23 protein-coding genes and 1 tRNA gene are annotated in these 25,865 nt (G+C 65.1%); 12 read left to right on the forward strand and 12 right to left on the reverse strand.

Annotated features, from left to right (window positions below):
* Nucleotides 1-19: 19 nt before the first annotated feature.
* A complete protein-coding gene (locus BMW87_RS16560; protein ID WP_093077473.1) occupies nucleotides 20-700 on the reverse strand; it encodes a lytic transglycosylase domain-containing protein in 681 nt (226 codons plus the stop codon).
* Nucleotides 697-2,442 (reverse strand): proline--tRNA ligase, encoded by a 1,746-nt coding sequence (locus BMW87_RS16565; RefSeq protein ID WP_093077475.1) that lies wholly within the window; start codon nucleotides 2,440-2,442, stop codon nucleotides 697-699. The genes BMW87_RS16560 and BMW87_RS16565 overlap by 4 nt, the downstream gene beginning before the upstream one ends.
* Nucleotides 2,443-2,589: 147 nt before the next feature.
* Between BMW87_RS16565 and BMW87_RS16570 the strand changes: the two genes are divergently transcribed.
* Both BMW87_RS16570 and BMW87_RS16575 read left to right on the forward strand, forming a co-directional pair.
* Entirely contained in the window at nucleotides 2,590-3,258 is a 669-nt protein-coding gene (locus BMW87_RS16570) for an RNA pyrophosphohydrolase (protein ID WP_093057451.1), read from the forward strand.
* Entirely contained in the window at nucleotides 3,206-3,799 is a 594-nt protein-coding gene (locus BMW87_RS16575; protein ID WP_177142457.1) for a CNP1-like family protein, read from the forward strand. The genes BMW87_RS16570 and BMW87_RS16575 overlap by 53 nt, the downstream gene beginning before the upstream one ends.
* A gap of 44 nt (nucleotides 3,800-3,843) precedes the next feature.
* Here the strand turns inward: BMW87_RS16575 and proB are convergent, their stop codons facing one another.
* From proB to rplU, 4 genes are all read right to left on the reverse strand, one after another.
* A complete protein-coding gene (gene proB / locus BMW87_RS16580) occupies nucleotides 3,844-4,983 on the reverse strand; it encodes a glutamate 5-kinase (RefSeq protein ID WP_093057450.1) in 1,140 nt (379 codons plus the stop codon).
* Nucleotides 4,984-5,072: 89 nt separating this feature from the next.
* Entirely contained in the window at nucleotides 5,073-6,149 is a 1,077-nt protein-coding gene (gene cgtA, locus BMW87_RS16585; RefSeq protein WP_093057449.1) for an Obg family GTPase CgtA, read from the reverse strand.
* A 71-nt stretch (nucleotides 6,150-6,220) separates the two neighbouring features.
* Nucleotides 6,221-6,481, reverse strand: coding sequence for a 50S ribosomal protein L27 (gene rpmA / locus BMW87_RS16590; RefSeq protein ID WP_093057448.1), 261 nt, complete (start codon nucleotides 6,479-6,481; stop codon nucleotides 6,221-6,223).
* A 12-nt stretch (nucleotides 6,482-6,493) separates the two neighbouring features.
* The gene (rplU, locus tag BMW87_RS16595; protein WP_007833243.1) at nucleotides 6,494-6,805 is read right to left on the reverse strand and encodes a 50S ribosomal protein L21; all 312 of its coding nucleotides are present in this window, start codon (nucleotides 6,803-6,805) and stop codon (nucleotides 6,494-6,496) included.
* 191 nt (nucleotides 6,806-6,996) lie between these two features.
* Between rplU and BMW87_RS16600 the strand changes: the two genes are divergently transcribed.
* The 10 genes from BMW87_RS16600 (at nucleotide 6,997) to BMW87_RS16645 (ending at nucleotide 16,396) form a co-directional block, all read left to right on the forward strand.
* Complete coding sequence (locus BMW87_RS16600; RefSeq protein WP_093057447.1) at nucleotides 6,997-7,989, forward strand: polyprenyl synthetase family protein; 993 nt, start codon at nucleotides 6,997-6,999, stop codon at nucleotides 7,987-7,989.
* A 51-nt stretch (nucleotides 7,990-8,040) separates the two neighbouring features.
* Nucleotides 8,041-8,117: transfer RNA gene (locus tag BMW87_RS16605), tRNA-Pro, on the forward strand.
* A 113-nt stretch (nucleotides 8,118-8,230) separates the two neighbouring features.
* Nucleotides 8,231-9,964, forward strand: coding sequence for a type IV-A pilus assembly ATPase PilB (gene pilB, locus BMW87_RS16610; RefSeq protein ID WP_093057446.1), 1,734 nt, complete (start codon nucleotides 8,231-8,233; stop codon nucleotides 9,962-9,964).
* A 26-nt stretch (nucleotides 9,965-9,990) separates the two neighbouring features.
* Nucleotides 9,991-11,220: a type II secretion system F family protein gene (locus tag BMW87_RS16615; protein ID WP_093077476.1), complete on the forward strand. Its 1,230-nt coding sequence runs from the start codon at nucleotides 9,991-9,993 to the stop codon at nucleotides 11,218-11,220.
* Complete coding sequence (locus BMW87_RS16620) at nucleotides 11,220-12,185, forward strand: prepilin peptidase (RefSeq protein ID WP_093077478.1); 966 nt, start codon at nucleotides 11,220-11,222, stop codon at nucleotides 12,183-12,185. The genes BMW87_RS16615 and BMW87_RS16620 overlap by 1 nt, the downstream gene beginning before the upstream one ends.
* Before the next feature lie 8 nt (nucleotides 12,186-12,193).
* On the forward strand, nucleotides 12,194-12,802 hold the full coding sequence (coaE, locus tag BMW87_RS16625; protein WP_177192786.1) for a dephospho-CoA kinase: 609 nt from the start codon (nucleotides 12,194-12,196) through the stop codon (nucleotides 12,800-12,802).
* Nucleotides 12,803-12,871: 69 nt separating this feature from the next.
* A complete protein-coding gene (locus BMW87_RS16630) occupies nucleotides 12,872-14,365 on the forward strand; it encodes an MBOAT family O-acyltransferase (protein ID WP_093077480.1) in 1,494 nt (497 codons plus the stop codon).
* Between the two features lies 1 nt (nucleotide 14,366).
* Nucleotides 14,367-15,401, forward strand: a complete 1,035-nt coding sequence (locus BMW87_RS16635; protein WP_093077481.1) for an alginate O-acetyltransferase AlgX-related protein — start codon at nucleotides 14,367-14,369, stop codon at nucleotides 15,399-15,401.
* Between the two features lie 30 nt (nucleotides 15,402-15,431).
* Nucleotides 15,432-16,187 carry a cell division protein ZapD gene (gene zapD / locus BMW87_RS16640; RefSeq protein ID WP_093057441.1) on the forward strand — a complete coding sequence of 252 codons (756 nt, stop codon included), beginning with the start codon at nucleotides 15,432-15,434 and terminating at the stop codon, nucleotides 16,185-16,187.
* The gene (locus BMW87_RS16645; RefSeq protein WP_007833230.1) at nucleotides 16,184-16,396 is read left to right on the forward strand and encodes a DNA gyrase inhibitor YacG; all 213 of its coding nucleotides are present in this window, start codon (nucleotides 16,184-16,186) and stop codon (nucleotides 16,394-16,396) included. The genes zapD and BMW87_RS16645 overlap by 4 nt, the downstream gene beginning before the upstream one ends.
* A gap of 24 nt (nucleotides 16,397-16,420) precedes the next feature.
* On the opposite strand, the gene BMW87_RS16650 is transcribed toward BMW87_RS16645, so the two are convergent.
* The 6 genes from BMW87_RS16650 to secA form a co-directional block, all read right to left on the reverse strand.
* A complete protein-coding gene (locus BMW87_RS16650; protein WP_093077483.1) occupies nucleotides 16,421-18,388 on the reverse strand; it encodes an acyltransferase family protein in 1,968 nt (655 codons plus the stop codon).
* Between the two features lie 17 nt (nucleotides 18,389-18,405).
* Nucleotides 18,406-20,364, reverse strand: a complete 1,959-nt coding sequence (locus BMW87_RS16655) for an acyltransferase family protein (RefSeq protein WP_093077485.1) — start codon at nucleotides 20,362-20,364, stop codon at nucleotides 18,406-18,408.
* 7 nt (nucleotides 20,365-20,371) lie between these two features.
* Nucleotides 20,372-20,830, reverse strand: coding sequence for an NUDIX domain-containing protein (locus tag BMW87_RS16660; RefSeq protein WP_093077486.1), 459 nt, complete (start codon nucleotides 20,828-20,830; stop codon nucleotides 20,372-20,374).
* On the reverse strand, nucleotides 20,827-21,702 hold the full coding sequence (locus BMW87_RS16665) for an ATP-binding protein (RefSeq protein ID WP_093077488.1): 876 nt from the start codon (nucleotides 21,700-21,702) through the stop codon (nucleotides 20,827-20,829). Before BMW87_RS16665 ends, BMW87_RS16660 begins: the two co-directional genes overlap by 4 nt.
* Nucleotides 21,703-21,784: 82 nt before the next feature.
* Complete coding sequence (gene argJ / locus BMW87_RS16670) at nucleotides 21,785-23,014, reverse strand: bifunctional glutamate N-acetyltransferase/amino-acid acetyltransferase ArgJ (RefSeq protein ID WP_093077489.1); 1,230 nt, start codon at nucleotides 23,012-23,014, stop codon at nucleotides 21,785-21,787.
* 31 nt (nucleotides 23,015-23,045) lie between these two features.
* Nucleotides 23,046-25,832: a preprotein translocase subunit SecA gene (gene secA / locus BMW87_RS16675; protein ID WP_093077491.1), complete on the reverse strand. Its 2,787-nt coding sequence runs from the start codon at nucleotides 25,830-25,832 to the stop codon at nucleotides 23,046-23,048.
* Nucleotides 25,833-25,865 lie beyond the last annotated feature (33 nt).

Below are 25,865 nucleotides of genomic sequence, written 5' to 3' on the forward strand. Positions count from 1 at the left end.
GACTGGCTGGCTTGCAGACTCAGGCCGCCGACCGGTCCTTGTCCTTTTCCTTCTCGCGTTCCTTGTCGTTGAACACCCAGAGCCGCTGGTTGGCGAACACCGCGTTCGGGTATGGCGACTTGCCCCGGCTGCCGTTGTAGCGGCCCAGCGTCATGTACAGGTCACCGTTCTCGCGGTCGAGGTAGTGGCGCAGGATCACGCAGCCGAAGCGCAGGTTGGTCTGCATGTGGAAGAGCTTGGCCGAATCGCTGTCGCCGATCACGCGCGTCCAGAACGGCATGACCTGCATGTAGCCGCGCGCGCCGGCGCTCGACACCGCGAACTTGCGGAAATTGCTCTCGACCTGCACCAGCCCGAGCACCAGGCTCACCTCGAGCCCCGAGCGCTTGGCTTCGTACCAGGCGGTCTGCAGGAATTCGATGCGCGAGGGCGCGTCGGCGATCTTCTTCTTGAGGCGTTCGCTCATCTCGCCGAGCCAGCGCAGGTAGGCCAGGCGGGCCTCGGTGTTCGCGAACTGGGGCACCGGCGGCGCCTTGTTGTGGATGGCGGAGCTCAGTGCGGTGCGCACCGAGTCGATCAGCGGCTCCTCGATCTGCGCACCGGCCAGGGCGGTCTGCGGCAGCGACAGCATGGTGAGGGCGCCCGCCGTCACGGCGCCGCCCAGGCACTGGCGTCGCGAGAGGCCGCCCTCGAAGCTCATTTGGCGAGCTTGCCGGTGATGAAGTCGGCGATGCCGGCCGCAGGCACCTTGGTGGCCGCGGTGTCGCGCCGGCCCTGGTATTCGAGCTGGCCTTCCTTGAGACCGCGATCCGAGATGACCACGCGGTGCGGCACGCCGATCAGCTCCCAGTCGGCGAACATCGCGCCGGGGCGCTCGCCGCGATCGTCGAGCAGCACGTCGACGCCCTTGGCAAGCAGCTCTTCGTAGAGCGCTTCGGCCGCGACCTTGACCTCGGGGCTGCGGTCCATGCCGATGGGGCAGACCACCACCGTGAACGGAGCCAGCGCGTCGGGCCAGATGATGCCGCGCTCGTCGTGGTTCTGTTCGATGGCGGCGGCCGGCAGGCGGGTGATGCCGATGCCGTAGCAGCCCATTTCGAGGAACTGCGGCTTGCCACCTTCGTCGAGGTAAGTTGCGTTCATGTCCTTGCTGTACTTGGTGCCCAGCACGAACACGTGGCCGACTTCGATGCCGCGCTCGATGGCCAGCACGCCCTTGCCGTCGGGCGAGGTGTCGCCCGCGACCACGTTGCGGATGTCGGCGATCAGGTCAGGCTCGGGCAGGTCGCGGCCCCAGTTGACGCCGGTCATGTGGAAGTCGACTTCGTTGGCGCCGGTGATCCAGTCGGCCATGACGGCAGCTTCGCGGTCGGCCACCAGCTTGACGGGCTTCTTGAGGTTCAGCGGACCGAGGTAGCCGGGCTTGCAGCCGAAGTGGCCCTCGATCTCGGCGAGGGTCGCAAAGCGGAAGCCCTGGTTCAGGCCGGGCAGCTTGCTGACCTTGATCTCGTTCATGTCATGGTCGCCGCGCAGCAGCAGCAGCCATACCTGCGAGCCCTTCGGATTGCCGGCCTCATCGACGATATCGGTGGCCAGCACCAAGGACTTGATGGTGGTCGACAGCGGCACGCCAAGCAGCTCGGCCACGTCGGCGCAGGTGCTCTTGCCGGGGGTCGGAGTCTTCTGGAGCGCCTTGGCGGCCGCGGGGCGCGGGCCGGCCGGTGCCAGTGCCTCGGCCTTTTCCATGTTGGCGGCGTAGTCGCTGTCGGGGCAGTAGACGATGGCGTCCTCGCCGGTCGCGGCGATCACCTGGAACTCTTCGCTCAGGTCGCCGCCGATGGCGCCGCTGTCGGCCGCCACGGCGCGATAGCGCAAGCCGAAGCGGTCGAAGATGTTGCGGTATGCCTGCGCCATGGTCTGGTAGCTGGCCTTGGCCGCGTCGAGGTCGCGGTCGAAGCTGTAGGCGTCCTTCATGATGAATTCGCGCCCGCGCATCAGGCCGAAGCGCGGACGGCGCTCGTCGCGAAACTTGGTCTGGATCTGGTAGAAATTCTTCGGCAGCTGCTTGTAGCTGCGGATCTCCTGGCGCGCGATGTCGGTCACGACCTCTTCGCTGGTCGGCTGGATCACGTAGTCGCGGTCATGCCGGTCCTTGATGCGCAGCAGCTCGGGGCCCATCTTCTCGAAGCGGCCGGTCTCCTGCCAGAACTCGGCCGGCTGCACCACGGGCATCGTCATCTCGACGGCGCCGGCGCGGTTCATCTCCTCGCGCACGATGGCCTCGACCTTGCGGATCACGCGCAGCCCCATGGGCATGTAGGTGTAGATGCCCGTGCCGAGCTTCTTGATCATGCCGGCCCGCATCATGAGCCGGTGGCTCGCGACCTCTGCGTCAGCGGGCGCTTCCTTGAGAGTGGAGACAAAAAATCGGGAAGCTTTCATCGGGATCGGTGTGATGGATTCGCTGGATTCGAAAATGGGAAGTGGGGGACTGCTCCCCCGGAGAGACCCTGAGAGCCTGGCATCGGCAGCTTGCCGAGGGCAACCCGGCATGCATAATCGACTCAGTTCAAAAATTGGGGTTTGATTATGCTCGACCGGGACGGCTTCAGGCCCAACGTCGGCATCATCCTGCTCAACCAGAGAAACCAGGTTTTCTGGGGCAAACGCATACGCACGCATTCCTGGCAGTTTCCGCAAGGCGGCATCGACCGCGGCGAAAGTCCCGAGCAAGCCATGTTCCGGGAACTGCACGAGGAAGTGGGGCTCCACCCGGAGCACGTGCGCATCGTGGCCCGTACCCGCGACTGGTTGCGCTACGAGGTGCCGGATCGGTTCATCCGCCGTGACGCACGGGGCCACTACAAGGGCCAGAAACAAATCTGGTATCTGCTGCAACTCGTCGGCCACGACTGGGATCTCAACCTTCGTGCCACCGACCATCCCGAATTCGATGCTTGGCGCTGGCACGACTACTGGGTGCCGCTCGACGTGGTCGTCGAGTTCAAGCGCGGCGTCTACGAGATGGCGCTCACCGAGCTTGCTCGCTACCTGCCAAGGCAGGATTTCCGCAACCGCTTCCTGCGCAGCAACGTGCGCGCCCGAGAATTCGAGCGCCATTCGCCAGACGCCGGGGCGCCTCCCGGACTGGACCTGCCGCCCGGCGGCAGTTTCGATCCGCATCCCGACATTCCTTCTGCGAGCGATGAACCTCCTGTCCACAACAACAAAGCGCCGTTCCTTCCGACGCAACGCTGAGCGCGCCCTTCTTCTGATCTGCTTCGGCGTCCTCGCGGGCTGCGCCTCGGGCCAGCACGACACCGACAACCCCGACTGGGCGCAGGCCGGCAGCCCGCCGCCGCCGAAGCGGTCCGAAACGGACAAGGAATGGGAAGAAACGGTAACGCCGCCGCCGCCGGCCTTCAGCGAAAGCCGTCTGCTGCCGATCGAGATGCCGCCTTACATGAGCCTGAAATTCGGCGTCGACCCGAACACGATCGCAATCACTGGCGACGGGATCGTGCGTTACGTGGTGGTGGCACACAACCGCAACGGCGGTGCCGTCAACGCCTTCTACGAGGGCGTGCGCTGCTCTACGGCGGAAATGAAGAGCTATGCGCGCTACAACAACGGCGCCTGGCAGGACGTCGCAAAGCCGGAGTGGAAACGCCTGAACGACCTGAACTCCAGCTACACCCGGGCGCTGTCGACCCAGGCCCTGTGTCGCGGCAATGCGCCGCGCGCCTCGATCGGGGAAATGGTGCAGAACATGCGCAACCCGGTGCGGGAAGTGCAGTAGTCCAAACAACAACGGGGCCTTGCGCCCCGTCGTTATTTGGATCATCAACTGGGCATCAGCACCATGTTGTCGCGGTGCACCATCTCGGGTTCCGCAACATAGCCCAGCAGGCGCTCGAATTCGCTCGAGGGCTTGCGGCACAGCAGGCGCGCCTCCACGCTCGAATAGTTGGCAAGGCCCCGGGCCAGCTCGACGCCATCGACGTCGCGCACCGCGATCACGTCGCCGCGCGAGAACTCGCCTGAAACGCTGGTCATGCCGATCGGCAGCAGGCTCTTGCCCTCGGCTCGCACCTTCGCGGCCGCGCCTGCATCGACGACGACGGCGCCGCGCAATTGCAGGTGGTCGGCCATCCAGCGCTTGCGGGCCTGGTGCTTGGCAGTCTGCGCCACCAGCAGCGTGCCGATGGACTCGCCCCGCGCCAGGCGCAGCAGGGCATCGGCCTCGCGACCCCAGGCGATGACGGTAGAAGCGCCCGAGCCCGCGGCGCGCTTGGCCGCGAGGATCTTGGTGATCATGCCGCCCTTGCCGATGCTCGACCCCGCCCCACCCGCCATCGCTTCGAGCGCCGGATCGCCCGCGGCGGCTTCGTGCACGAACTTGGCTTCCGGGTCCTTGCGCGGATCGGCCGTGTACAGGCCCTTCTGGTCCGTGAGGATGACCAGCGCATCGGCCTCGACGAGGTTGGCCACGAGCGCGCCGAGCGTGTCGTTGTCGCCGAACTTGATCTCGTCGTTGACGACCGTGTCGTTCTCGTTGATGACCGGCACCACACCCAGCTTGAGCAGCGTGACCAGTGTCGAGCGGGCATTGAGGTAGCGCTCGCGATCGGCCAGGTCGGCGTGGGTCAGCAGCACCTGCGCACTGCCGATTTCGTTTTCGCGCAGCTTGGTTTCGTACATCTGGGCCAGGCCCATCTGCCCGACGGCCGCGGCCGCCTGAAGCTCGTTGATTTCGTGCGGCCGGGTGCGCCAGCCGAGGCGCTTCATGCCTTCAGCGATGGCCCCGCTCGACACCATCACGACCTCACGCCCTTCGCGCACCAGCGCAGCCAGTTGCCGGCACCACTCGCCGATGGCGGCCTCGTCGAGACCGCGCCCCTCGTTGGTCACGAGGCTGGAACCCACCTTGACGACGATACGGCGGGCATCCCGCAAGGCAGTGGATCCGGAGTTCGAGGTCATTTTCGGGTTGTAACGGTCTTGAATGCTGCGTGGGTTGCTGTCTGTCTATCTATCTGTTGGCAGGGCCGCGGGGGATGCGGCAACGCCGCTCAGGCGCCCTCGGAAGGCAACGGCGTGAAGCGCGGATCGACGACGACCGGCGCGTGCTCGGCCACCTGCTGCGCCTTGACCTGCTGATAAACAGCCTGCACCAGGTGTTCGCAGCCTTCGCGGGTGAGTGCCGAGATTTCGAATACGGGGCCCTTGAAACGCAGGCGCTTCACGACGTCCTTGACGCGCGCCGCGCGTTCTTCGGTCGGTACCATGTCGAGCTTGTTGAGCACGAGCCAGCGCGGCTTTTCGTAGAGCGCGGCGTCGTACTTCTTGAGCTCGCCGACGATGGCCTTGGCCTGAGCGACGGGGTCGATGTTGTCGTCGAACGGTGCCATGTCGATCACGTGCAGCAGCAGGCGCGTGCGTTGCAGGTGACGCAGGAAGAGATGGCCGAGGCCCGCACCTTCGGATGCGCCTTCGATCAGACCGGGAAGGTCGGCCACCACGAAGCTCTGCTCCGGGCCGACGCGCACCACGCCGAGGTTCGGGTGCAACGTAGTGAAGGGGTAGTCGGCGATGCGCGGGCGGGCATTCGAAATGGCGCTGATCAGGGTCGACTTGCCGGCATTCGGCATGCCGAGCAGGCCGACATCGGCCAGCACCTTCAGCTCCAGCTTGACGCTGCGCTTTTCACCGGGCCATCCGGGCGTCTTCTGACGCGGCGCGCGGTTGATGGCGCTCTTGAAGCGCATGTTGCCGAAGCCGCCGTCGCCCCCCTTGGCAATGGTGATGACTTCGCCCTCTTTCAACAGCTCGAACAGCACCTCGCCGGTTTCGGCGTCGGAGATGATCGTGCCGACCGGCATCTTGAGCGTGATGTCGTCGCCCGCGGCGCCGAACATGTCGGAGCCCATGCCGTGCTCGCCGCGCTTTGCCTCGTGGCGGCGGGAGTAGCGGAAATCGACCAGCGTATTGAGGTTCGAGTCGGCAACCGCGAACACGTGGCCGCCACGGCCGCCGTCGCCGCCGTTGGGGCCGCCGAATTCCTTGTACTTCTCATGACGGAACGACACGCAGCCGTTGCCGCCATCGCCGGCGGCGATGTCGATGAAGGCTTCGTCGACGAACTTCATGGGATGTCCAGTTTACAAATGAAGAAGCCCCGGCAATGCGGGGCCTCGGGCAGGTCGAAGTGACTCGAGGCTTACGCCGCGGGGGTCACGTTGACCGTGTGCTTGTTGAGTGCACCCTTGGTACCGAACGACACGTGGCCGTCGACCAGGGCAAACAGCGTGTGGTCCTTGCCCACGCCGACATTCACGCCGGGGTGGAACTGGGTGCCGCGCTGGCGCACGATGATCGAGCCTGCGCTGATCAGCTCGCCGCCGAAAGCCTTCACGCCGAGCATCTTGGGCTTGGAATCGCGCCCGTTTCGCGTTGAGCCGCCGCCTTTTTTCTGTGCCATGGAATCTGCTCCTTAGCCGGCGATCGCGCCGATTTGCAGTTCGGTGAACTGCTGGCGATGGCCTTGACGTTTCTGATAGTGCTTGCGACGGCGCATCTTGAAGATGTGGACCTTGTCGTGCTTGCCGTGCGACAGTACCGTGACTGTCACCGTTGCGCCGGACACCAGGGGCGTGCCAACCTTGATTTCAGCGCCGTTTCCGACGGCCAGAACCTGGTCGATCACGATTTCCTGGCCTACGTCCGCAGCAATCTGTTCTACTTTAATTTTCTCGCCGGAAGCAACGCGATACTGCTTGCCACCGGTTTTTATGACCGCGTACATGTAAACCTCTTAGAAATGAGTCTCCGCAGCGAATTCCGCAGAGCCCAAGATTATAGCGCGGTTTGTGGTTGCTAACCACTTTCGGCCCAGCGCAATCCCGGCAAACCGCCGCGGCTCCCTATAATTTGCGCCTTCCGGCCCTTCCCCAGCTTGGGCCGCCATCATCCTCAGCAGCGCCTCGCGCCTCCGCTTTGCCAGTTCCCGCCGCCGACACCTCCCCCACCGCCACCGTGCTGGACCTGATTGCCGGCGACATGGTCGAAGTCGACCGTGTGATAGCCCGCCGCCTCGACACGGGCGTGCCGCTGGTCAGCCAGGTTTCCAGGTACATCATTTCCGCTGGCGGCAAACGCCTGCGGCCGGCACTCCTGCTGCTGATGTCGGGCGCGCTGGGTTACACCGGCGAGCAACGCTTCAATCTGGCCGCCGTTGTGGAATTCATCCATACGGCCACCCTGCTGCATGACGACGTGGTCGACGAATCGACCCTGCGGCGCGGTCGGGCGACCGCCAACGAATCGTTCGGCAACCCGGCCAGCGTGCTGGTCGGCGACTTTCTCTATTCGCGCGCATTCCAGATGATGTTGGATGCCAACAACATGCGCGTCATGCAGATCCTGGCCGAAGCCACCAATGTGATCGCCGAGGGCGAGGTGCTCCAGCTGATGAACATGCACGACGCATCGCTGGACGAGGCTGCATATCTGCGCGTGATCCGCTCGAAGACCGCGAAGCTCTTCGAGGCCAGCACCCGCCTCGCGGCCGTGCTGGCAGGCGCCACACCCGAAGTGGAAGAAGCATGCGCAACCTATGGACAGGCACTCGGCACCGCCTTCCAGGTGATCGACGACGTGCTGGACTACGCGGGCGATGCCAACGAGACAGGAAAGAACGTTGGCGACGACCTGCGCGAAGGCAAGACCACGCTCCCGCTCATCTTCGCCATGCAGCGCGGCACCTCGGCTCAGAGCGACCTGGTGCGCGCCGCCATCGAGGCGGGCGACACTGCGCAGTTGGGCAAGGTCGTCGAGATCGTTCGCGAAACTGGAGCCCTGGATGCTTCCCGCGCGGCGGCTGCCGCCGAAGCACAACGCGCAATTCATGCGCTGAACGGCTTCCCGTCCAATTCGCACGCTTCAGGTTTGCTACAATTGGCGGCTCAGTTGCTTGAGCGACGTGCCTGAACACCTCTCCTGAGTTGGCATCTAGGACGATTTCTTTTTTCTTGCAACCATCGGGGTGTAGCTTAGCCTGGTAGAGCGCTACGTTCGGGACGTAGAGGCCGGAGGTTCGAATCCTCTCACCCCGACCAGCCTTTGGCTGGCATAAATAAATGGCCATGCCTGTTGCTGTGTAGCGATTTACAGCACTGGGCTGTTCAGCGATGATCGTGAAGCACTTTTTCACATCTTTTTCATTCGCTGAATGGCCGCTGCCGAACTTCCAGTTAAAGAACCCTCGCAGATTGCCCTCCCCGGGCTTGCGCGCGCCCTGGTGTCGGCCGGCAAGCTTCCTGCCAGGGCGGCCGAGGACATCTACCAGAAGTCCCTGAGCGGCCGCACCAGCTTCATTGCAGAGCTGACTGGCTCTGGCGCCGTCTCGGCCGCCGATCTCGCCCACACCCTTTCCACCGCCTTTGGCGCGCCGCTGCTCGATCTCGACGCCATCGATCCCCAGCGCCTGCCGAAGGATCTGCTCGACGCGAAGCTGTGCCACGCGTACCGCATCGTTGTCCTCAGCAAACGCAACAACCGTCTGATTGTTGCAACAGCCGACCCCTCGGACCAGCAGGCGGCGGAGAAGATCAAGTTCGCCTCCCAGATGGGTGTCGACTGGGTCATCGCGGAATACGACAAGCTGTCCCGAATGATCGAAGCCGCCGCAGTGACGGCAGCGGAGACCATCAACAGCATCGTCGGCAGCGAGTTCGAGTTCGACGATGTCTCAGCCGACACTTCGGGCGACAGCAACGAGCAGGCGATCGCGGAAGTCGAAGACGCACCGGTCGTGCGCTTCCTTCACAAGATGCTGCTCGACGCCGTCGGCATGCGGGCCTCGGACATTCACTTCGAGCCCTACGAGCACCACTACCGCGTGCGCTTTCGGGTCGACGGCGAACTGCGCGAGATCGCCAGCCCGCCCACAGTCATCAAGGACAAGCTGGCATCGCGCATCAAGGTCATTTCCCGGCTCGACATCTCCGAGAAGCGCGTGCCGCAGGACGGCCGCATGAAGCTCAAGATCGGGCCCGACCGCGTGATCGACTTTCGCGTGAGCACGCTGCCCACGCTGTTCGGCGAGAAGATCGTCGTTCGTATTCTCGACCCGAGCAGCGCGCGTCTGGGCATCGATGCCCTGGGCTACGACGCGGATGAAAAGGCGCGGCTCCTGCACGCCATCGGCCGCCCGTACGGGATGGTGCTCGTCACCGGCCCCACGGGCTCGGGCAAGACGGTGTCGCTCTACACCTGCCTGAACCTGCTGAACCAGCCGGGCGTCAATATCGCGACGGCAGAAGACCCGTCGGAAATCAACCTGCCCGGCGTCAACCAGGTCAACGTCAACGAACGGGCCGGCCTGACCTTCGCGACCGCGTTGCGCGCCTTCCTGCGCCAGGATCCCGACATCATCATGGTCGGCGAAATCCGCGACCTCGAAACCGCCGACATCTCGATCAAGGCCGCGCAAACGGGCCACCTGGTGCTCTCCACGCTGCACACCAATGACGCGCCGACCACGCTCACGCGGATGCGCAACATGGGTATCGCGCCGTTCAACATCGCGTCCAGCGTGATCCTGATCACGGCGCAGCGCCTTGCACGGCGGCTGTGCACCGTCTGCCGCGTGCCGGCCGACGTCCCGCGCGAAGCGCTACTCGACGCGGGGTTCAGGGAAGAAGACCTGGACGGCACCTGGAAGCCCTACCGCCCCGTCGGCTGCTCCGCCTGCAGCGGCGGCTACAAGGGCCGCGTGGGCATCTACCAGGTGATGCCGATCACCGAGGCCATCCAGGAAATCATCCTGCGGGACGGCAGCGCGCTCGACATCGCACAGCAGTCCGAGGCAGAGGGCGTACGCTCGCTGCGCCAGTCGGGTCTGCGCAAAGTGATGCAAGGTCTCACTTCTCTGGAAGAAGTCGTGGCCTGCACCAACGAATAACGAACACACTGAAAACCGGAGATCGAATGGCAACAGTGGCATCCACCCGCTCACGTGATGGGCTCAAGGAGTTTGTCTTCGAATGGGAAGGCAAGGATCGCAACGGCAAGATGGTGCGCGGCGAACTTCGCGCCGCCGGTGAAAACCAGGTGCAGGCTGCCCTGCGTCGCCAGGGCGTGCTCGCGTCCAAGATCAAGAAGCGCCGCATGCGCTCCGGCAAGGCGATCAAGCCCAAGGACATCGCCATCTTCACGCGCCAGCTGGCGACCATGATGAAGGCCGGCGTGCCCTTGATGCAGTCCTTCGACATCGTCGGGCGCGGCAATGCGAACGCGAGCGTGGCCAAGCTGCTCAACGACATCCGCAGCGATGTGGAAACCGGTACCTCGCTGTCGGCCGCCTTCCGCAAGTTCCCGAAGTACTTCGACAACCTCTACTGCAACCTGGTGGAGGCCGGCGAAGCAGCCGGTATTCTCGAAGAACTGCTGGACCGGTTGGCCACCTACATGGAAAAGACCGAGGCGATCAAGTCCAAGATCAAGTCGGCATTGATGTATCCGATCTCGGTGATCGTGGTGGCCTTCGTGGTCATCGCCATCATCATGATCTTCGTCATTCCGGCGTTCAAGGAAGTGTTCACGTCGTTCGGCGCTGACCTGCCCGCGCCGACGCTGATCGTGATCAGCATCAGCGAATTCTTTGTGTCCTACTGGTGGCTGATCTTCGGCGGCATTGGCGGCGGACTCTACTTCTTCATGCAGGCCTGGAGGCGCAATGAGCGCTTTCAAAGAGTCATGGACCGGGCGCTGCTGAAGGTACCAATTTTCGGCGTCCTGATCGAAAAATCCTGCGTAGCCCGCTGGACCCGCACCCTTGCAACCATGTTCGCCGCCGGCGTGCCACTAGTCGAAGCCCTCGATTCGGTGGGTGGCGCCTCGGGCAACACCGTCTACGGCGACGCCACGACGAAGATCCAGCAGGAGGTCTCCACAGGCACCAGCCTCACCACGGCCATGACCAACGCCAACCTGTTCCCTTCCATGGTGATCCAGATGACCGCCATTGGCGAAGAATCCGGCTCCATCGACCACATGCTGGGCAAGGCCGCCGACTTCTACGAATCCGAAGTGGACGACATGGTCGCAGGCCTCGCCAGCCTGATGGAACCCATCATCATCGTGTTCCTCGGCACCATCATCGGCGGCATCGTGGTGTCGATGTACCTGCCTATCTTCAAGCTCGGCCAGGTCGTTTGATGCTCGTTTCGCGGGAGTTCGACACCGTTTTCGCCGGTGTGCTGGGGCTATTGATCGGCAGCTTCATGAATGTCGTCATCTACCGCACGCCGGTGATGATGTACCGCGACTGGCTCGCCGACGCCGTCGCCAATCTCATGTCCTCGAAGGACGCACCCTCGCTGTGGTCGCTGGCCTTCGGCCCGAAGGTCGCGCCCCCCGCGGGGCTGGAAGCAGCTGCTGACAAGGCGGCTGCAGTCATCGAAGCGCAGCCTCCTTTCGACCTGGCCCGTCCCGCGTCGCGCTGCGGAGCCTGTGGGCACAAGATCCGCTGGTACGAGAACATCCCCGTGCTGAGCTATGTCGTGCTGCGCGGGCGCTGCTCGTCGTGCAAGACCCCGATCAGCCCGCGCTACCCGCTGGTCGAGCTGGTCACGGGCGCCCTGTTCGCCCTCTGCGCCTGGCGTTTTGGCATCACGCCGGCCGGAGCGCTGTGGGCCGCATTCGGCGCCCTGCTGATCTGCCAGTTCCTGATCGATTTCGACACCCAGTTCCTGCCTGACTCGCTCAACTACCCCCTGCTCTGGCTCGGCCTGATCGGCGCGGCCATGGGCTGGACCGGCGTGCCGCTGAGCTCGGCGGTCTGGGGCGCGGTGTTCGGCTACCTGAGCCTCTGGCTTGTGTACCATGGCTTTCGCCTGGTCACGGGCAAGGAAGGCATGGGCTATGGAGATTTCAAACTGCTCGCTGCGCTGGGCGCCTGGCTCGGCGCCGACTACCTCATCGCGATCATCCTCGTCTCCTCGCTGGTGGGCGCGGTGATCGGCGTGACGCTGCGCATCGCCGGCAAGCTGGCGCACAAGGACATTCCCATCGCCTTCGGCCCCTTCCTGGCCGGAGCGGGCCTCGTCTGCCTGGTGGCGGGCCCGGAAGTCGTGAGGCAATGGATTCCGTTCGCCTTCCCCCTTGGCGCACTGATCCATTGACACACCGCATGGTGCGGCGCATCGGTCTGACGGGCGGCATCGGCAGCGGCAAGAGCACCGTCGCCGGGCTGCTGGTGGCCCAGGGGGCGGTACTGGTGGACACCGACGCCATCGCGCGCGCCATCGCACTCCCAGGCGGCATCGCCATGCCGGCCCTCGAGGCAGCCTTCGGCCCCAGGGTCATCGCCCCGGACGGCGGCCTGGACAGGGCCGCCATGCGACAGATCGTGTTCGCGGATGCGGGAGCCAAGGTGCGCCTCGAATCCATCCTCCACCCCTTGATCGGCGCCGAAACCCAGCGCCAGGCCGCAGCAGCGGGCGAGGATGCGGTCGTCGTGTTCGATGTCCCCCTGCTCGTCGAATCCGGCCGCTGGCGCGCCATCGTCGACCGGGTGCTGGTGGTCGACGCCACCGAGGAAACGCAGCTCAAGCGCGTCGTCGCACGCTCTGGTTGGGCGCCGGAAGCGGTCAAGGCGGTGATCGCCCAGCAGGCCACGCGCCGGGCTCGCCGGGCCGCCGCCGACGCCGTCATTTTCAACGAGTCGCTGGCGCTCGAGGAACTCGCTCAGCAGGTACGGGGTCTCTGGGAACGGTGGGTTCGGCCGGGCACGCGATAATTTGGGGTTGACGCCGCGACGGCTACACGACGATCACGTCAAACGGCGCACGCCTCAGCGCCCCTCACGATGCTTTTCAATTCGTACCCTTTCATCTTTGTTTTCTTCCCGCTGGTCCTGATCGGCTTCTTCCTGATCGGTGCGCGCAGTCCCCGGTCGGCGGCGGGTTTCCTGGCACTGGCTTCGCTCTTCTTCTACGGGTGGTGGAGCGTCAAGGCACTGCCCTTGCTGCTGGGGTCGATCTGCATCAACTACTGGTTCGGATTGCGGCTCACGCCCTCGCCCGGCCGGGAAGACAAGCACCGCAAGGCCCTGCTGATCATCGCGCTGGTGGTCAACCTCGGGGTGCTGGCCGTCTTCAAGTACGCCAACTTCTTCCTGGAAAACATCGATGCCGGCCTGGCCGCCGCGGGCTTCGCGCAGATCGATCTGGTGCACATCGTGCTGCCGATCGGCATCTCGTTCTACACCTTCACGCAGATCGCCTTCCTGGTCGACTGCTGGCAGGGCAAAGTGCGGGAGCGCAGCTTCGTGCACTACGCGCTGTTCGTCACCTACTTCCCGCACCTGATCGCGGGCCCGGTGCTGCATCACGCGCAGATGATGCCGCAGTTCAACAACCCGGCCACCTACCGGTTCAACGCCAACAACATGGCGCTCGGACTGGGCATCTTCGTCTTCGGCCTGGCCAAGAAGATGCTGATCGCCGACCCGTTGGGGCAGTACGCCGACATGATGTTCAAGGGCGTGCACGAAGGCGTGCTGCCCTCGCTGTACACGGCCTGGTTCGGGGTGCTGGCCTACACGCTGCAGATCTACTTCGACTTCTCCGGCTACTCGGACATGGCGGTCGGCCTGTCTCTGTGCGTGGGCGTGCAGCTGCCGCTCAATTTCAGGTCGCCTTACAAGTCGACCAACATGATCGAGTTCTGGCGCCGCTGGCACATCTCGCTGTCGACTTTCCTGCGCGATTACCTCTACGTGCCGCTCGGAGGCAACCGCAAGGGGCCGGCCCGGCGCTACATCAACCTTTTCCTGACGATGCTGCTGGGCGGCCTGTGGCACGGCGCCGCCTGGACTTTCGTCATCTGGGGCGCACTGCATGGCGCCTACCTGATGGTCAACCACTTCTGGAACGCCAAGGTGCGCCGCGGCAACACCAGGACCACGTGGTACGGCCGCGCGGTCGGCTGGTTCATCACCTTCCTGTGCGTGATGATCGCCTGGGTGGTGTTCCGGGCCGACAGCATGACGGCCGCCGTCGAGATCTACAAGGGCATGCTGGGCATGCACGGCGCTCCCGTGTCGGCCTTCAGCGAGTTCCGCGTGCCGTTCCGCAAGCCCGAGTTCTTCCAGACCATCCTCGTCGGCCTGGTGATCTGCCTGGCGCTGCCGCCCACCATCACGCTCGACCGCTGGATCCCGAACGTCGCGGGGCTGGCCGGCCGCCCCCGCCTCCAGCGCCTGGCCACCTGGGTCACGGGCCTGGGCTGCATCTATCTTTTTGGCCTGTGCGTGTCGAAGTTCGGCAACTACAGCCCGTTCCTCTATTTCCAGTTCTGACATGGAAGACACGAAATCGGCCAGGACCTGGCTACGCATCTTTGTAGCGGGCTATCTGGTGTGCTGCGCGCTGCTGGTCGCCAGCCTCTTCACCCCCATTCCCTACGGCGACCTGACCCGCATCGGACGCATCTCGGAACGCGAGTTCGGCTGGCACGTGCCGCCACCACCTATCCCCGATGCGGACATCAAGACGTGGCCGATCCAGGAGTCCGACATCCTGGTGATCGGCGACAGCTTCTCGGTGCGCTACGCGTGGCAATCAGCGCTCGTGGGCGCCGGCTACAAGGTCACCACGACGCACTGGGACAACCTCGGCGGCACCCTGTGCGACGACTTCTCTGGTTGGCTCGATAAATCCGGCTTCAAGGGCAAGGTGGTCATCGTCGAGAGCATCGAGCGCCTGCTGCAGGACCGTATCGAGAAGTCCGAGAGCTGCAAGACGATGAAGCACGCCTTCAAGCCCACGCCGCCGCCCTTCGAGAACCCGGCCAAGCCCGCCCCCGGCTTCCAGCTCAACTGGGATGCCCAGTTGCTCAGCGGCTGGTTCACATACCAAAACACGAAGGCCATCATGGCGTCCGACAGCTGGACCAACACGCCCGATCGCTGGGGCCCGCTGATCGACGCTCGCGCAGTGCCCGACGGCTGCAAGCAGTTCAGCCACCGCGCCTGCGACAAGCTGCTCATGACCGCCGAAGACCGCGTCAACGCGGCGCTGACGGCCGAGTCCGCGCAGTTCATGAAGCGCTTCGAAAGCACCGCTGCGCCTTACAAGGTGGTGTGGATGGTGGTCCCCAACAAGAGCACCGTGTATTTGCAACAAAACCATGCCGATGCGTTCCGGGCCGAATTCAACCCGCAAAATATCGGACCGGACCTGTTCGCGCTGGCAGAAGAGAACCGCTTCAAGATGATGGATCTTTTCCCCGCCAACGAGACCCACGTCTCGACCCGGGGTTACATTCTTTTCGGGCAGCGTATGCTGGAGGCTGTGCGCCAGGTGATGCCCACCCCGGTTGCCAAATCACAATGAGCTCGAACCCGACGTGAAAAAACGATACGCGTGATCCTCTACGAGTACCCCTTCAACGAGCGCATCCGCACGTACCTGCGGCTGGAGCACCTGTTTCGCCGCCTCGGTGAACTGGTGCCCGCCGAATCGCCTCTGTCCCACCACTACGCCCTGGTCACGATCTTCGAGATCATGGACGTCGCCGCACGCGCCGACCTCAAGGCCGACGTGCTGCGCGACCTGGACAAGCACAAGAACGTCTTCAACAGCTACCGGGGCAATCCGGCCATTGCCGAGGCCGTGCTCGACCAGGTCGTTGGCCAGCTCGAAGGCAACTTCGCCACCCTCAACAGCGTGGCCGGCAAGGCCGGGCAGGCGCTGACGGAAAACGAGTGGCTCATGAGCATCCGCAGCCGCGCCGGCATTCCGGGCGGCACCTGCGAGTTCGACCTGCCCGCCTACTACGCCTGGCAGCACCGCCCCGCCGCCAGCCGCCGCGCTGACCTCGAACGCTGGTCGAATACCCTCTCGCCGCTGGCCTCGTCGATCTACCTGCTGCTCAAGCTGCTGCGGGATGCCGACGTGCCCTACAAGGTGATCGCCACCAACGGCCAGTTCCAGCAGAACCTGCCGCAGGGCCGCAGCTTCCAGCTGCTGCGCCTGCGCATCGACCCCAAGCTCGGCTTGATTCCTGAAATCAGCGGCAACCGCCTCATGGTCTCGGTGCGCCTGATGCGCCACGACGCGGACGACCGCCTCCACCAAAGCTCGGACGACGCGCCTTTCGAGCTGACCCTCTGCGCATGACGACGCGGTTGAACAGCAAGGGCGAACGGATCGTCCGCTGCCCCACGTGCGGCGGCGACAGCATCTACGCGCCGAGCAACGCCTACAGGCCCTTCTGCAGCGCGCGCTGCAAGGGTGTCGACCTGGGTGCCTGGGCCAGCGAAGAATTCCGCATGCCGGCCGAAGCGCCGCCTGACGACGAGCCTTTCGGCGACCCCAAGATCCAGTAAGCAGCCGGGCAGCCGCGGGGCTGGCTACTTGCCGCCCGCGTCTTCGTCGAGCAAGGCAGGGTCGATGTAGGTCGCGAAGCTGCGCGCATACCGGGGCCGCAAGTGCCCGATGTCCTTGTAGGCCGGCGAACCGTCGTCCGGCATGCTGCGAATGCACTGGCCATCGGCACACAGGCTGGCAAACGGCTCGATGACCTTCACGCCATTGGCCTCGGCCACCTGCTTCAGCCGCGCATTGAACTGCGCCTGGTCTTGCGGCATCGGCGCCTTGAGCTGCCCGGCGGCCGCCGTCATGCCGCCCAGCCGGCTACCCTGGATCTGCTTGAGCGGATCGAAATCCATGCCGACCGGATTGCCGAGTACCAGGTAGACCGTCTTGTGCGCCGACAGGCGCTTCAGCGTCTCGCCCAGCGACTTCAGCGACAGGTCGACGCCGTCCCCGCCGAGGAACGGGTGCACGGCCTTCTTGTCGTCGACAAAGTAGTTCACCGTGGGACCGGCCCCCGTGAAGTAGCAGCTCCAGCATGCCCCGAGCACCACCGAATCGATCTCCGGCTTCAGCGCCAGGTCGAGCACCGCTGCACGCCGCTCTTCGCACGCCGTATCGGCGCCGCTGAACAGGCCCGGCACAGGCGGACATGAGCCCTTGGTCGCGAAGTACACCGTGCGGGCCTTGCCAGGCTGCGTGCGCACCAGCTCGAGTGCGCGCGGCGCGTACTGCTCGACGTGGCTGTCGCCGATCAGCAGCACGTTGTGCTTGCCGCTGCCGGTGCGGTAGACGAACTGCCCGCCCAGCGCAGCCTCTTCGAAGCCGTTGTAGTAGTTGTCTTCGCGCGTTGCATCCGCCACCGCCTGCAGGGCCTGGCTGTCGTTGCGCGGCGGCGGCGTGCCCAGGAAAACCAGCACCCCGGCCAGCGCCAGCGCAGCGCCGCTGCCCGCCAACCCGCGCAGCATCGTCTGCGAGAGATGAAGCTTGACGAAGCGCTCCAGGAAACGATACGTGGCCCAGGCCAGCACGACCGACGCCACCACCAGCGCAATACGCACCTGCAGCGGCGGCTCCCCGCCCACCACGATGCGCGCATACGAAAGCAGCGGCCAGTGCCAGAGGTACAGCGGATAACTGATCAAACCGATCCACACCATGACGCGGTTCGACAGCAGATAACGGTTGAGCACGCCGTTCGGCCCGGCCGCGATGCAGCTCACCGCCCCCAGCACCGGCAGCAGCGCCCACCAGCCCGGAAACGCCTTCGTGCTGCGCGTCATGAAGAGGCCGAGCACGAGCAGGCCCACGCCGACGACGGACTGCACATGCTTCGTCCACGCACGCGGCTGGGCCGAACCGCTGGCAGCCTGCAGCCGCATCGCCGCCAGCAACCCGCCGGCCATCAGTTCCCAGGCGCGAGACAGCGGCGAATAGAACGCCGCGGCACGATGCGGCTGCACCGTCAGCACATTGACCAGGAACGAGATCGCGGCCACCGCCAGCGTCACGCGCAAGATGGGCCAGCGCTTGCGCCAGGCCAGCCCGAGCATCAGCGGCCAGAAGATGTAGAACTGCTCCTCGATCCCCAGCGACCACAGGTGCAGCAGCGGCTTGGTCTCGGCCGTGGCGTCGAAGTACCCGGCCTCGCCCAGGAAGACGAGGTTGGCAAAGAAGGCGGCCCCGCCCGTGGTCTGCTTGCCGAGCTGCGAGAACTCGCCCGGCAGCAGCACGTACCAGCCGAAGGCCAGCGTAGCGAGCAGCACGAGCACCAGCGCCGGAAAAATGCGCCGGATGCGCCGCGCATAAAAGTCGCGGTAGCTGAAATCGCCCGCCGCCAGGCTCTGCAGAAGAATGGTCGTGATCAGGAAGCCCGAGATCACGAAGAAGATGTCGACCCCGATGAAGCCGCCCGGCAGCAGGCTCGGAAAGGCGTGGTACGCCAGCACCGAGCCCACCGCGATGGCGCGCAGGCCGTCGATGTCCGGGCGGTACTTGGGATGCATCGTTCGCTCAGCCTCGCTCAGCGCGACGGCTGTTGCACGGCGCGCACCGTGCGGTCGAAGTAGCTCGCCTCTTCCCGGGTGTAGCGCGGGCGCAGGTGGTCGGCGTCCTTGTAGGCGGGCGAACCGTCGGGCATCGTACGGATGCACTGGTCGTCCTTGCACAGCACCGCCATCGCATCGATGGCCTCGGCTCCGCTCGCCTGCGCGATCGCGCGCAACCGGTCATTGAGCTGCTTCTGGTCGGCCGGCAGCGGCGTCGTCGGCGTCGAGACCGAAGCCTCCATGTGCGTCAGGCGGCTGCCCTCGATCAGGCGCTTCGGCGTGAACTCCGGGCCACCGGGGTTGTCGAGCAGCAGGAAGACCTTCTTGTGGCGTGCCAGCTCGCGCAGCGTGACCTCCAGCGAGGCCAGCGAGCGTTCGATGCCGTCGCCGCCCTGGAACGGGTGGACCACGTTGTCCGCGCCGCGGTAGTAGTACTCCAGGGCGCCGTGGCCGACGAAGTAGCAGTTCCAGCAACCGCCGATGACCACCGAATCGACCTCGGGGCTCAGTGCATAGGCCAGCAATGCAGTGCGCCGCTCGGCGCATCCGATGTTCTTGTCCGCGAAGACCCCCGGCACCGCCGGACACGCGCCCTGGGTCACGAACCAGGCCGACTTGTCTTCCATCGACAGCGTGCGGGCCAGTTCCATCACGCGCGGCGCGTACTGCTGCACGTGGCTGTCGCCCAGGAACAGCACCCGCTTGGGCCCACCGCCAACCTTGTAGACCAGCTGGTCGCCGATCATGTCGAGCTTGAAGCCCTGGTAATAGTCGGCATCCAGCCCGGCGTTGGCGACGATCTGCAGTTGGGCGCTGTTGTTGCGCGGCTCGGGCACGCCGAAGAAGATCGCCGTGCCTGCGGCGGCCAGCAGCACCATCCCCGCGCCCAGTGCCTTGAGCGTGCCCGCGCCGGGGCGATTTCTCGCATAGCGCTCGACAAAGCGGTACGTGGCCCACGCGAGCAACACGCTGGCCGCCATCGCGCCGGCGCGGTAGACCGGCGACGGATGCAGCGGGTCGGCCTCCACGATGCGCACGAACGCAAGCAGCGGCCAGTGCCACAGGTACAGCGGATAGCTGATGAGCCCGAGCCACACCATCACCCGGTTCGACAGCAGGTACTTGTTCAGCACGCCGTTCGGCCCTGCGGCGATGCAGCTCACCGCGCCCAGCGTGGGCAGCAGCGCCCACCAGCCCGGGAACGCCTTGTTGCTGCGGATCATCACCAGCCCGAGCACGATCAACCCGACGCCCAGCACCGACTGCAAGTGGCTGCGCCACGCGCTCGGCGTCGGCGGCTTCAGCCGCATGCAGGCCAGGATGCCGCCCACCATCAGCTCCCAGAAACGGGAGGCCGGCGAGTAGAACGACGCCGCCGGCAACGGATGCACCGTCGTCACATTCACCAGGAACGAGACCACCGCGACCACCAGCACCACGCGCACGATCGGCCAGCGCTTGCGCCATGCGAGCCCCAGCAGCAGCGGCCAGAAAATGTAGAACTGCTCCTCGATGCCCAGCGACCACAAGTGCAGCAGTGGCTTGGTTTCGGCTGCGGTGTCGAAGTACCCCGACTCGCCCCAGAACACCAGGTTGGCGACGAACGCCGCACCACCCACGGTCTGCTTGCCGAGCTCGGCGAACTCATCGGACAGCAGCAGATACCAGCCGGCGCACAACGTCGCCAGCAGCACCACGATCAGCGCCGGAAAGATCCGCCGGATGCGCCGTGCGTAGAAGTCGCGGTAGCTGAAGTCACCCGCCGCGAGGCTCTGGAGAATGATGGTCGTGATCAGGAAGCCCGAGATCACGAAGAAGATGTCGACCCCGACGAAGCCGCCCATCAGCGCCGTCGGGAAGGCGTGATACACCAGCACGGACCCGACCGCGATCGCGCGCAGCCCATCGATGTCCGGACGGTACTTGGGATGCATCAATCAGTCAGTTGGCCGGCGCATTGGCAGGCGCGACGACCGGAGGCGGCACGAACGGCAGGCCGCGCTCTTCCGACAGCCATTGCAGCACCGGAAACGCGCCCGGGAGCACCGGCGTCACGTCCAGCGGCAGCTGTTGCCAGGCCATCTGCTGGCCTTCGCGCATCTCGAACTCGCCGCTCCAGGCCGTCACCTTGCACCAGTGCAGGCGCACCAGCGCATGCGGGTAGTCATGCTCCGTGATCTTCCAGACTTCGGCGCCGTCGATGGTGATGCCGAGTTCCTCCTGCAGCTCGCGCCGCAGTGCCTCTTCGACCGTCTCGCCCGCCTCGATCTTGCCGCCGGGAAACTCCCAGAAGCCCGCGTAGGCCTTGCCTTCGGGCCGGCTCGAGAGCAGCAGCGCGTCGTCGGACAGGCGAATCAGCACGCCGACCGCGACTTCCGTGTGCTTGCGAGGCTCGGTCACGCGGCGCTCCGGCCCGCGTAGTCGCGCGCGAACTGGTAGGCCACGCGGCCGCTGCGCGAACCGCGCTCCAGCGCCCACACGAGCGCCTCGGGCCGCGCCGCCGCGATGGCGGCCTCGTCCACGCCGAACGACGAGAGCCACTGGCCCACGATCGTCAGGTATTCGTTCTGGCTGAAGGGATAGAAGCTCACCCAGAGGCCGAAGCGCTCCGACAGCGAGATCTTTTCCTCGATCACCTCGCCGGGATGGACTTCGCCATCGTCGGTGTGGGTGTACGTGAGGTTTTCCTTCATGTACTCGGGCAGCAGGTGGCGCCGGTTGCTGGTTGCGTAAATCAGCACGTTGGGCGTCGAGGCCGCGATCGACCCGTCGAGGATCGACTTCAGCGCCTTGTAGCCCGGCTCGCCTTCGTCGAAGCTCAGGTCGTCGCTGAACACGATGAATTTCTCGGGACGCTGCGACACAACTTCGACGATGTCGGGCAGGTCGACGAGTTCGGCCTTGTCCACTTCGATCAGGCGCAGGCCCTGCGGCGCATAGGCCTGCAGGCAGGCACGGATCAACGACGACTTGCCCGTGCCACGCGCGCCCGTCAGCAGCACGTTGTTGGCCGGCTTGCCTTCGACGAACTGCTGCGTGTTGCGCGCGATCTTTTCCTTCTGGACGTCGATTTCCTTCAGCGAATCGAGCGCCATCGCGGCCACGTGCTTCACTGGCTCGAGCACACCGTGACCCGAGTTGCGGCGGCGGTAGCGCCAGGCGATGGATGCGTTCCAGTCGGCGGGCGCGGCCAGCGGCTGCGGAAGGATCGATTCGATGCGGGAAATGAGCTGCTCGGCGCGCTCGATCAGCTTCTGGAACTGCTCGTTCATCGACGCCCGCCCGGCCGCCCGAAGGGCGTTGAGCTCCCCCTCGGGGGGCAGCGACGACACGAAGTGCGGAGCGTGGGGGTCATCACGATCTGTAGTCGGCGTTGATGGTCACGTACTCGTGGCTGAAGTCGCAGGTCCACACCGTCTCGCTGGCCGTGCCGCGGCCGAGGCCAATGCGCACCGTGATCTCGCTCTGCTTCATCACGCGCTGGCCGTCTTCTTCGCGGTACGACGGGTTGCGTCCGCCCTTGACGGCCACGTGCACATCGTCGAGGAACAGGTCGATGCCGGTCTGGTCGAGGTCAGCGATGCCCGCATAGCCGACGGCCGCCAGGATGCGGCCCAGATTCGGGTCGCTGGCGTAGAAGGCCGTCTTGACCAGCGGCGAATGCGCCACGGCATACGCCACCTGCTTGCACTCGGCGGCATCGCGGCCGCCTTCGACCTGGATGGTGATGAACTTGGTTGCGCCTTCGCCGTCGCGCACGATAGCCTGCGCCAGTTGGCGGGCCACGTTCTGCATCGCGGCCACAAGCGCCTTGCCGTCGGCCGAATCGAGCGAAGTGATGGTCGCGTGCGACGCCTTCTGCGTGGCGATGACCACGAACGAGTCGTTGGTCGAGGTGTCGCCGTCGATGGTCACGCGGTTGAACGAGGCGTCGGCCAGCAGCCTGGCCAGCGGCTGGATCAGCGACGGATCGATCTTCGCGTCGGTGGCCATGAAGCCCAGCATGGTCGCCATGTTCGGGCGGATCATGCCGGCGCCCTTGCTGATGCCGGTGATGGTGACGGTGACGCCGCCGATCTGAACCTGCTGGCTGAAGGCCTTGGGAATCGTGTCGGTGGTCATGATGCCTTCGGCCGCGCGTGCCCAGTGGTTCGCGTCGGCATCGGCCAGCGCGGCCGGCAGACCTGCTTCGATGCGGTCCACGGGCAGCGGCTCCATGATCACGCCGGTGGAGAACGGCAGGATCTGTTCAGGCGCGATCTCCAGCTTGCGCGCGAGCGCGATGCAGGTGGAGCGCGTGCGCATCAGCCCGTCTTCGCCCGTGCCGGCATTGGCGTTGCCGGTGTTGATGACCATCGCCCGGATGCCGTAGTTCGCGGCCAGGTGGTCGCGGCAGACCTGCACCGGCGCGGCGCAGAAACGGTTCTGGGTGAACACCCCGCCGACCGCCGAGCCTTCGTCTATCAGCACGACGGTCAGGTCCTTGCGATTGGCCTTGCGCACGCCCGCTTCGGCCACGCCGATGCGAACGCCGGGCACCGCGAACAAGGCGGCGGGATCAGGGGCAGACAGGTTCACGGGCATGGAGTTTCTCTCGGTGAATGTGTTGCGGACTTCAGCTGAGCTTGCCGTGGCACTGCTTGTACTTCTTGCCACTGCCGCAAGGGCACGGATCGTTGCGGCCGACGCGGGCGAAGGCCAGGGCTTCGGCGCTCAGCGTGCCCAGACCGGCGGCCGCCAGGCGGCGCTGGCTTTCCTCGTCGACACGCACCTCGACTTCACCGGTTTCGGTCGGCGCGCTGTAGGTGATGTTGGCGACGTTCTCGCCACGGCTTTCGAGCGCTTCGGCGGCCTCTTCGAGCTGCTCGCCCGACTGCACGCGCACCGTCATCAGCTGGCGCGTGACTTCGTTCTTGACTGAGTCGAGCAACTGGCCGAAGAGTTCGAAGGCTTCGCGCTTGTATTCCTGCTTGGGCTGCTTCTGCGCATAGCCGCGCAGGTGGATGCCCTGGCGCAGGTAGTCGAGCGAGGCCAGGTGTTCGCGCCAGTGGGTGTCGATGCTCTGCAGCAGCACCATGCGCTCGAACTGGGTGAAGTTTTCCTGGCCGATCAGCGCGACCTTGGCGTCAAAGGTCTCGTTGGCGTTCTTCAGCACCTTTTCGACGATGTCTTCGTCGGCGATGGCGTCCGAGGCCTCGACTTCCTTCTTGAGCGGCATGTCGATGCCCCACTCGTTGAAGAGGCTCTTCTCGAGGCCGTCGAGGTCCCATTGCTCTTCGACCGATTCGCTTGGAATGTACTGGCGCACGAGGTCGGTGAAGCAGCCTTCGCGCAGCGCAGCAATCTGCGCCGTGAGGTCGCCCGCATCGAGGATGTCGTTGCGCTGCTGGTAGATCACCTTGCGCTGGTCGTTCGACACGTCGTCGTATTCGAGCAGCTGCTTGCGGATGTCGAAGTTGCGCGCCTCGACCTTGCGCTGCGCGCTCTCGATGCTGCGCGTGACGATGCCGGCTTCGATGGCTTCGCCATCGGGCATCTTCAGGCGGTCCATGATCGCCTTCACGCGGTCACCCGCGAAGATGCGCATCAGCGGATCGTCCAGGCTCAGGTAGAAGCGCGACGAACCCGGATCGCCCTGGCGGCCCGAACGGCCGCGCAGCTGGTTGTCGATGCGGCGCGACTCATGGCGTTCGGTCGCGATGATGCGCAGGCCGCCGAGCGACTTCACGAACTCGTGGTCCTTGGCCCATTCGGCGCGCACGTGTTCGATGTCGGCCTTCTTGGTGGCTTCGTCGCGACCTTCGTCGTTCTCGATCGCCTCGATCATCTTCTCGATGTTGCCGCCCAGCACGATGTCGGTGCCGCGGCCGGCCATGTTGGTCGCGATGGTGATCATCTTCGTGCGGCCGGCCTGCGCCACGATGTCGGCTTCGCGTGCGTGCTGCTTGGCATTCAGCACCTGGTGCGGCAGGCCCGCCTGCGTCAGCAGGCCGTCGATGATTTCGGAGTTCTCGATGGACGAGGTGCCCACCAGCACCGGCTGGCCGCGCTCGTAGCACTCGCGGATGTCCTGGATGGCCGCCTCGTACTTCTCGCGCGTCGTCTTGTAGACGCGGTCGAGCTGGTCTTCGCGCTTGCTGATGCGGTTGGGCGGAATGATCGTAGTCTCGAGACCGTAGATTTCCTGGAACTCGTAGGCCTCGGTGTCGGCCGTGCCGGTCATGCCGGCCAGCTTGCCGTACAGGCGGAAGTAGTTCTGGAAGGTGATCGAGGCCAGCGTCTGGTTCTCGGCCTGGATCTCCACGCCTTCCTTGGCCTCCACGGCCTGGTGCAGGCCGTCGCTCCAGCGGCGGCCCGTCATCAGGCGGCCGGTGAATTCGTCGACGATCACCACTTCGCCCTGCTGCACCACGTAGTGCTGGTCGCGGTGGTACAGGTGACGTGCACGCAGCGCCGCATTCAGGTGATGCATCAGCGTGATGTTGGCCGGGTCGTAGAGCGAGGCGCCCTCGGGCAGCAGCTTGAACTCGCCCAGGATGCGCTCGGCGTTCTCGTGGCCGTCTTCGGTCAGGAACACCTGGTGCGTCTTCTCGTCGACCGTGAAGTCGCCGGGCACCGTGACGCCCTCGCCCGTGCGCGGGTCGGCTTCGCCTTCCTGCTTCTTGAGCAGCGGCACCACCTTGTTGATGGCAAGGTAGAGGTCGGTGTGGTCTTCGGCCTGGCCGCTGATGATCAGCGGGGTGCGGGCCTCGTCGATCAGGATCGAGTCCACTTCGTCGACGATGGCGTAGTTCAGGCCGCGCTGCACCCGGTCGCCGGGCTCGTAGACCATGTTGTCGCGCAGGTAGTCGAAGCCGTACTCGTTGTTCGTGCCGTACGTGATGTCGCTGCGGTAGGCGGCCTGCTTTTCCTCGCGCGGCATCTGCGGCAGGTTGATGCCCACCGAGAGACCGAGGAAGTTGTAGAGGCGGCCCATCCAGGTCGCGTCGCGATTGGCCAGGTAGTCGTTCACCGTGACCACGTGCACGCCCTGGCCGGACAGCGCATTCAGGTACACCGGCAGCGTGGCGGTCAGCGTCTTGCCTTCGCCGGTGCGCATTTCGGAGATCTTGCCGTTGTGCAGCGCCATGCCGCCGAGCAGCTGGACGTCGAAGTGGCGCATCTTCATGACGCGCTTGGAGCCTTCGCGCACCGTGGCGAAGGCTTCCGGCAGCAGGTCGTCGAGCGACTCTCCCTTGGTGACGCGTTCTTTGAATTCCTGCGTCTTGGCACGCAGCGCATCGTCGCTGAGCTTCTCGAACTCGGGTTCGAGCGCATTGATGCGTTCCACCGTCTTGCGATACTGCTTGAGGAGCCGGTCGTTGCGACTGCCGAAAATCTGGGTCAGGAAGTTGGTTGCCATGGGTGGAGATGGGCGGGCACCTGATACGGCAGG

Source organism: Variovorax sp. OV084, assembly GCF_900111625.1.
Taxonomy (GTDB): Bacteria; Pseudomonadota; Gammaproteobacteria; order Burkholderiales; family Burkholderiaceae_C; genus Variovorax.

Coding starts and splice junctions, on each gene's coding strand:
- BMW87_RS16560 (WP_093077473.1), bottom strand. CDS start 700: ATGAGCTTCGAGGGCGGCCTCTCGCGACGCCAGTGCCTGGGCGGCGCC.
- BMW87_RS16565 (WP_093077475.1), bottom strand. CDS start 2,442: ATGAAAGCTTCCCGATTTTTTGTCTCCACTCTCAAGGAAGCGCCCGCT.
- BMW87_RS16570 (WP_093057451.1), top strand. CDS start 2,590: ATGCTCGACCGGGACGGCTTCAGGCCCAACGTCGGCATCATCCTGCTC.
- BMW87_RS16575 (WP_177142457.1), top strand. CDS start 3,206: ATGAACCTCCTGTCCACAACAACAAAGCGCCGTTCCTTCCGACGCAAC.
- proB (WP_093057450.1), bottom strand. CDS start 4,983: ATGACCTCGAACTCCGGATCCACTGCCTTGCGGGATGCCCGCCGTATC.
- cgtA (WP_093057449.1), bottom strand. CDS start 6,149: ATGAAGTTCGTCGACGAAGCCTTCATCGACATCGCCGCCGGCGATGGC.
- rpmA (WP_093057448.1), bottom strand. CDS start 6,481: ATGGCACAGAAAAAAGGCGGCGGCTCAACGCGAAACGGGCGCGATTCC.
- rplU (WP_007833243.1), bottom strand. CDS start 6,805: ATGTACGCGGTCATAAAAACCGGTGGCAAGCAGTATCGCGTTGCTTCC.
- pilB (WP_093057446.1), top strand. CDS start 8,231: ATGGCCGCTGCCGAACTTCCAGTTAAAGAACCCTCGCAGATTGCCCTC.
- BMW87_RS16615 (WP_093077476.1), top strand. CDS start 9,991: ATGGCAACAGTGGCATCCACCCGCTCACGTGATGGGCTCAAGGAGTTT.
- BMW87_RS16620 (WP_093077478.1), top strand. CDS start 11,220: ATGCTCGTTTCGCGGGAGTTCGACACCGTTTTCGCCGGTGTGCTGGGG.
- coaE (WP_177192786.1), top strand. CDS start 12,194: ATGGTGCGGCGCATCGGTCTGACGGGCGGCATCGGCAGCGGCAAGAGC.
- BMW87_RS16630 (WP_093077480.1), top strand. CDS start 12,872: ATGCTTTTCAATTCGTACCCTTTCATCTTTGTTTTCTTCCCGCTGGTC.
- BMW87_RS16635 (WP_093077481.1), top strand. CDS start 14,367: ATGGAAGACACGAAATCGGCCAGGACCTGGCTACGCATCTTTGTAGCG.
- BMW87_RS16645 (WP_007833230.1), top strand. CDS start 16,184: ATGACGACGCGGTTGAACAGCAAGGGCGAACGGATCGTCCGCTGCCCC.
- BMW87_RS16650 (WP_093077483.1), bottom strand. CDS start 18,388: ATGCATCCCAAGTACCGCCCGGACATCGACGGCCTGCGCGCCATCGCG.
- BMW87_RS16655 (WP_093077485.1), bottom strand. CDS start 20,364: ATGCATCCCAAGTACCGTCCGGACATCGATGGGCTGCGCGCGATCGCG.
- BMW87_RS16665 (WP_093077488.1), bottom strand. CDS start 21,702: ATGAACGAGCAGTTCCAGAAGCTGATCGAGCGCGCCGAGCAGCTCATT.
- argJ (WP_093077489.1), bottom strand. CDS start 23,014: ATGCCCGTGAACCTGTCTGCCCCTGATCCCGCCGCCTTGTTCGCGGTG.
- secA (WP_093077491.1), bottom strand. CDS start 25,832: ATGGCAACCAACTTCCTGACCCAGATTTTCGGCAGTCGCAACGACCGG.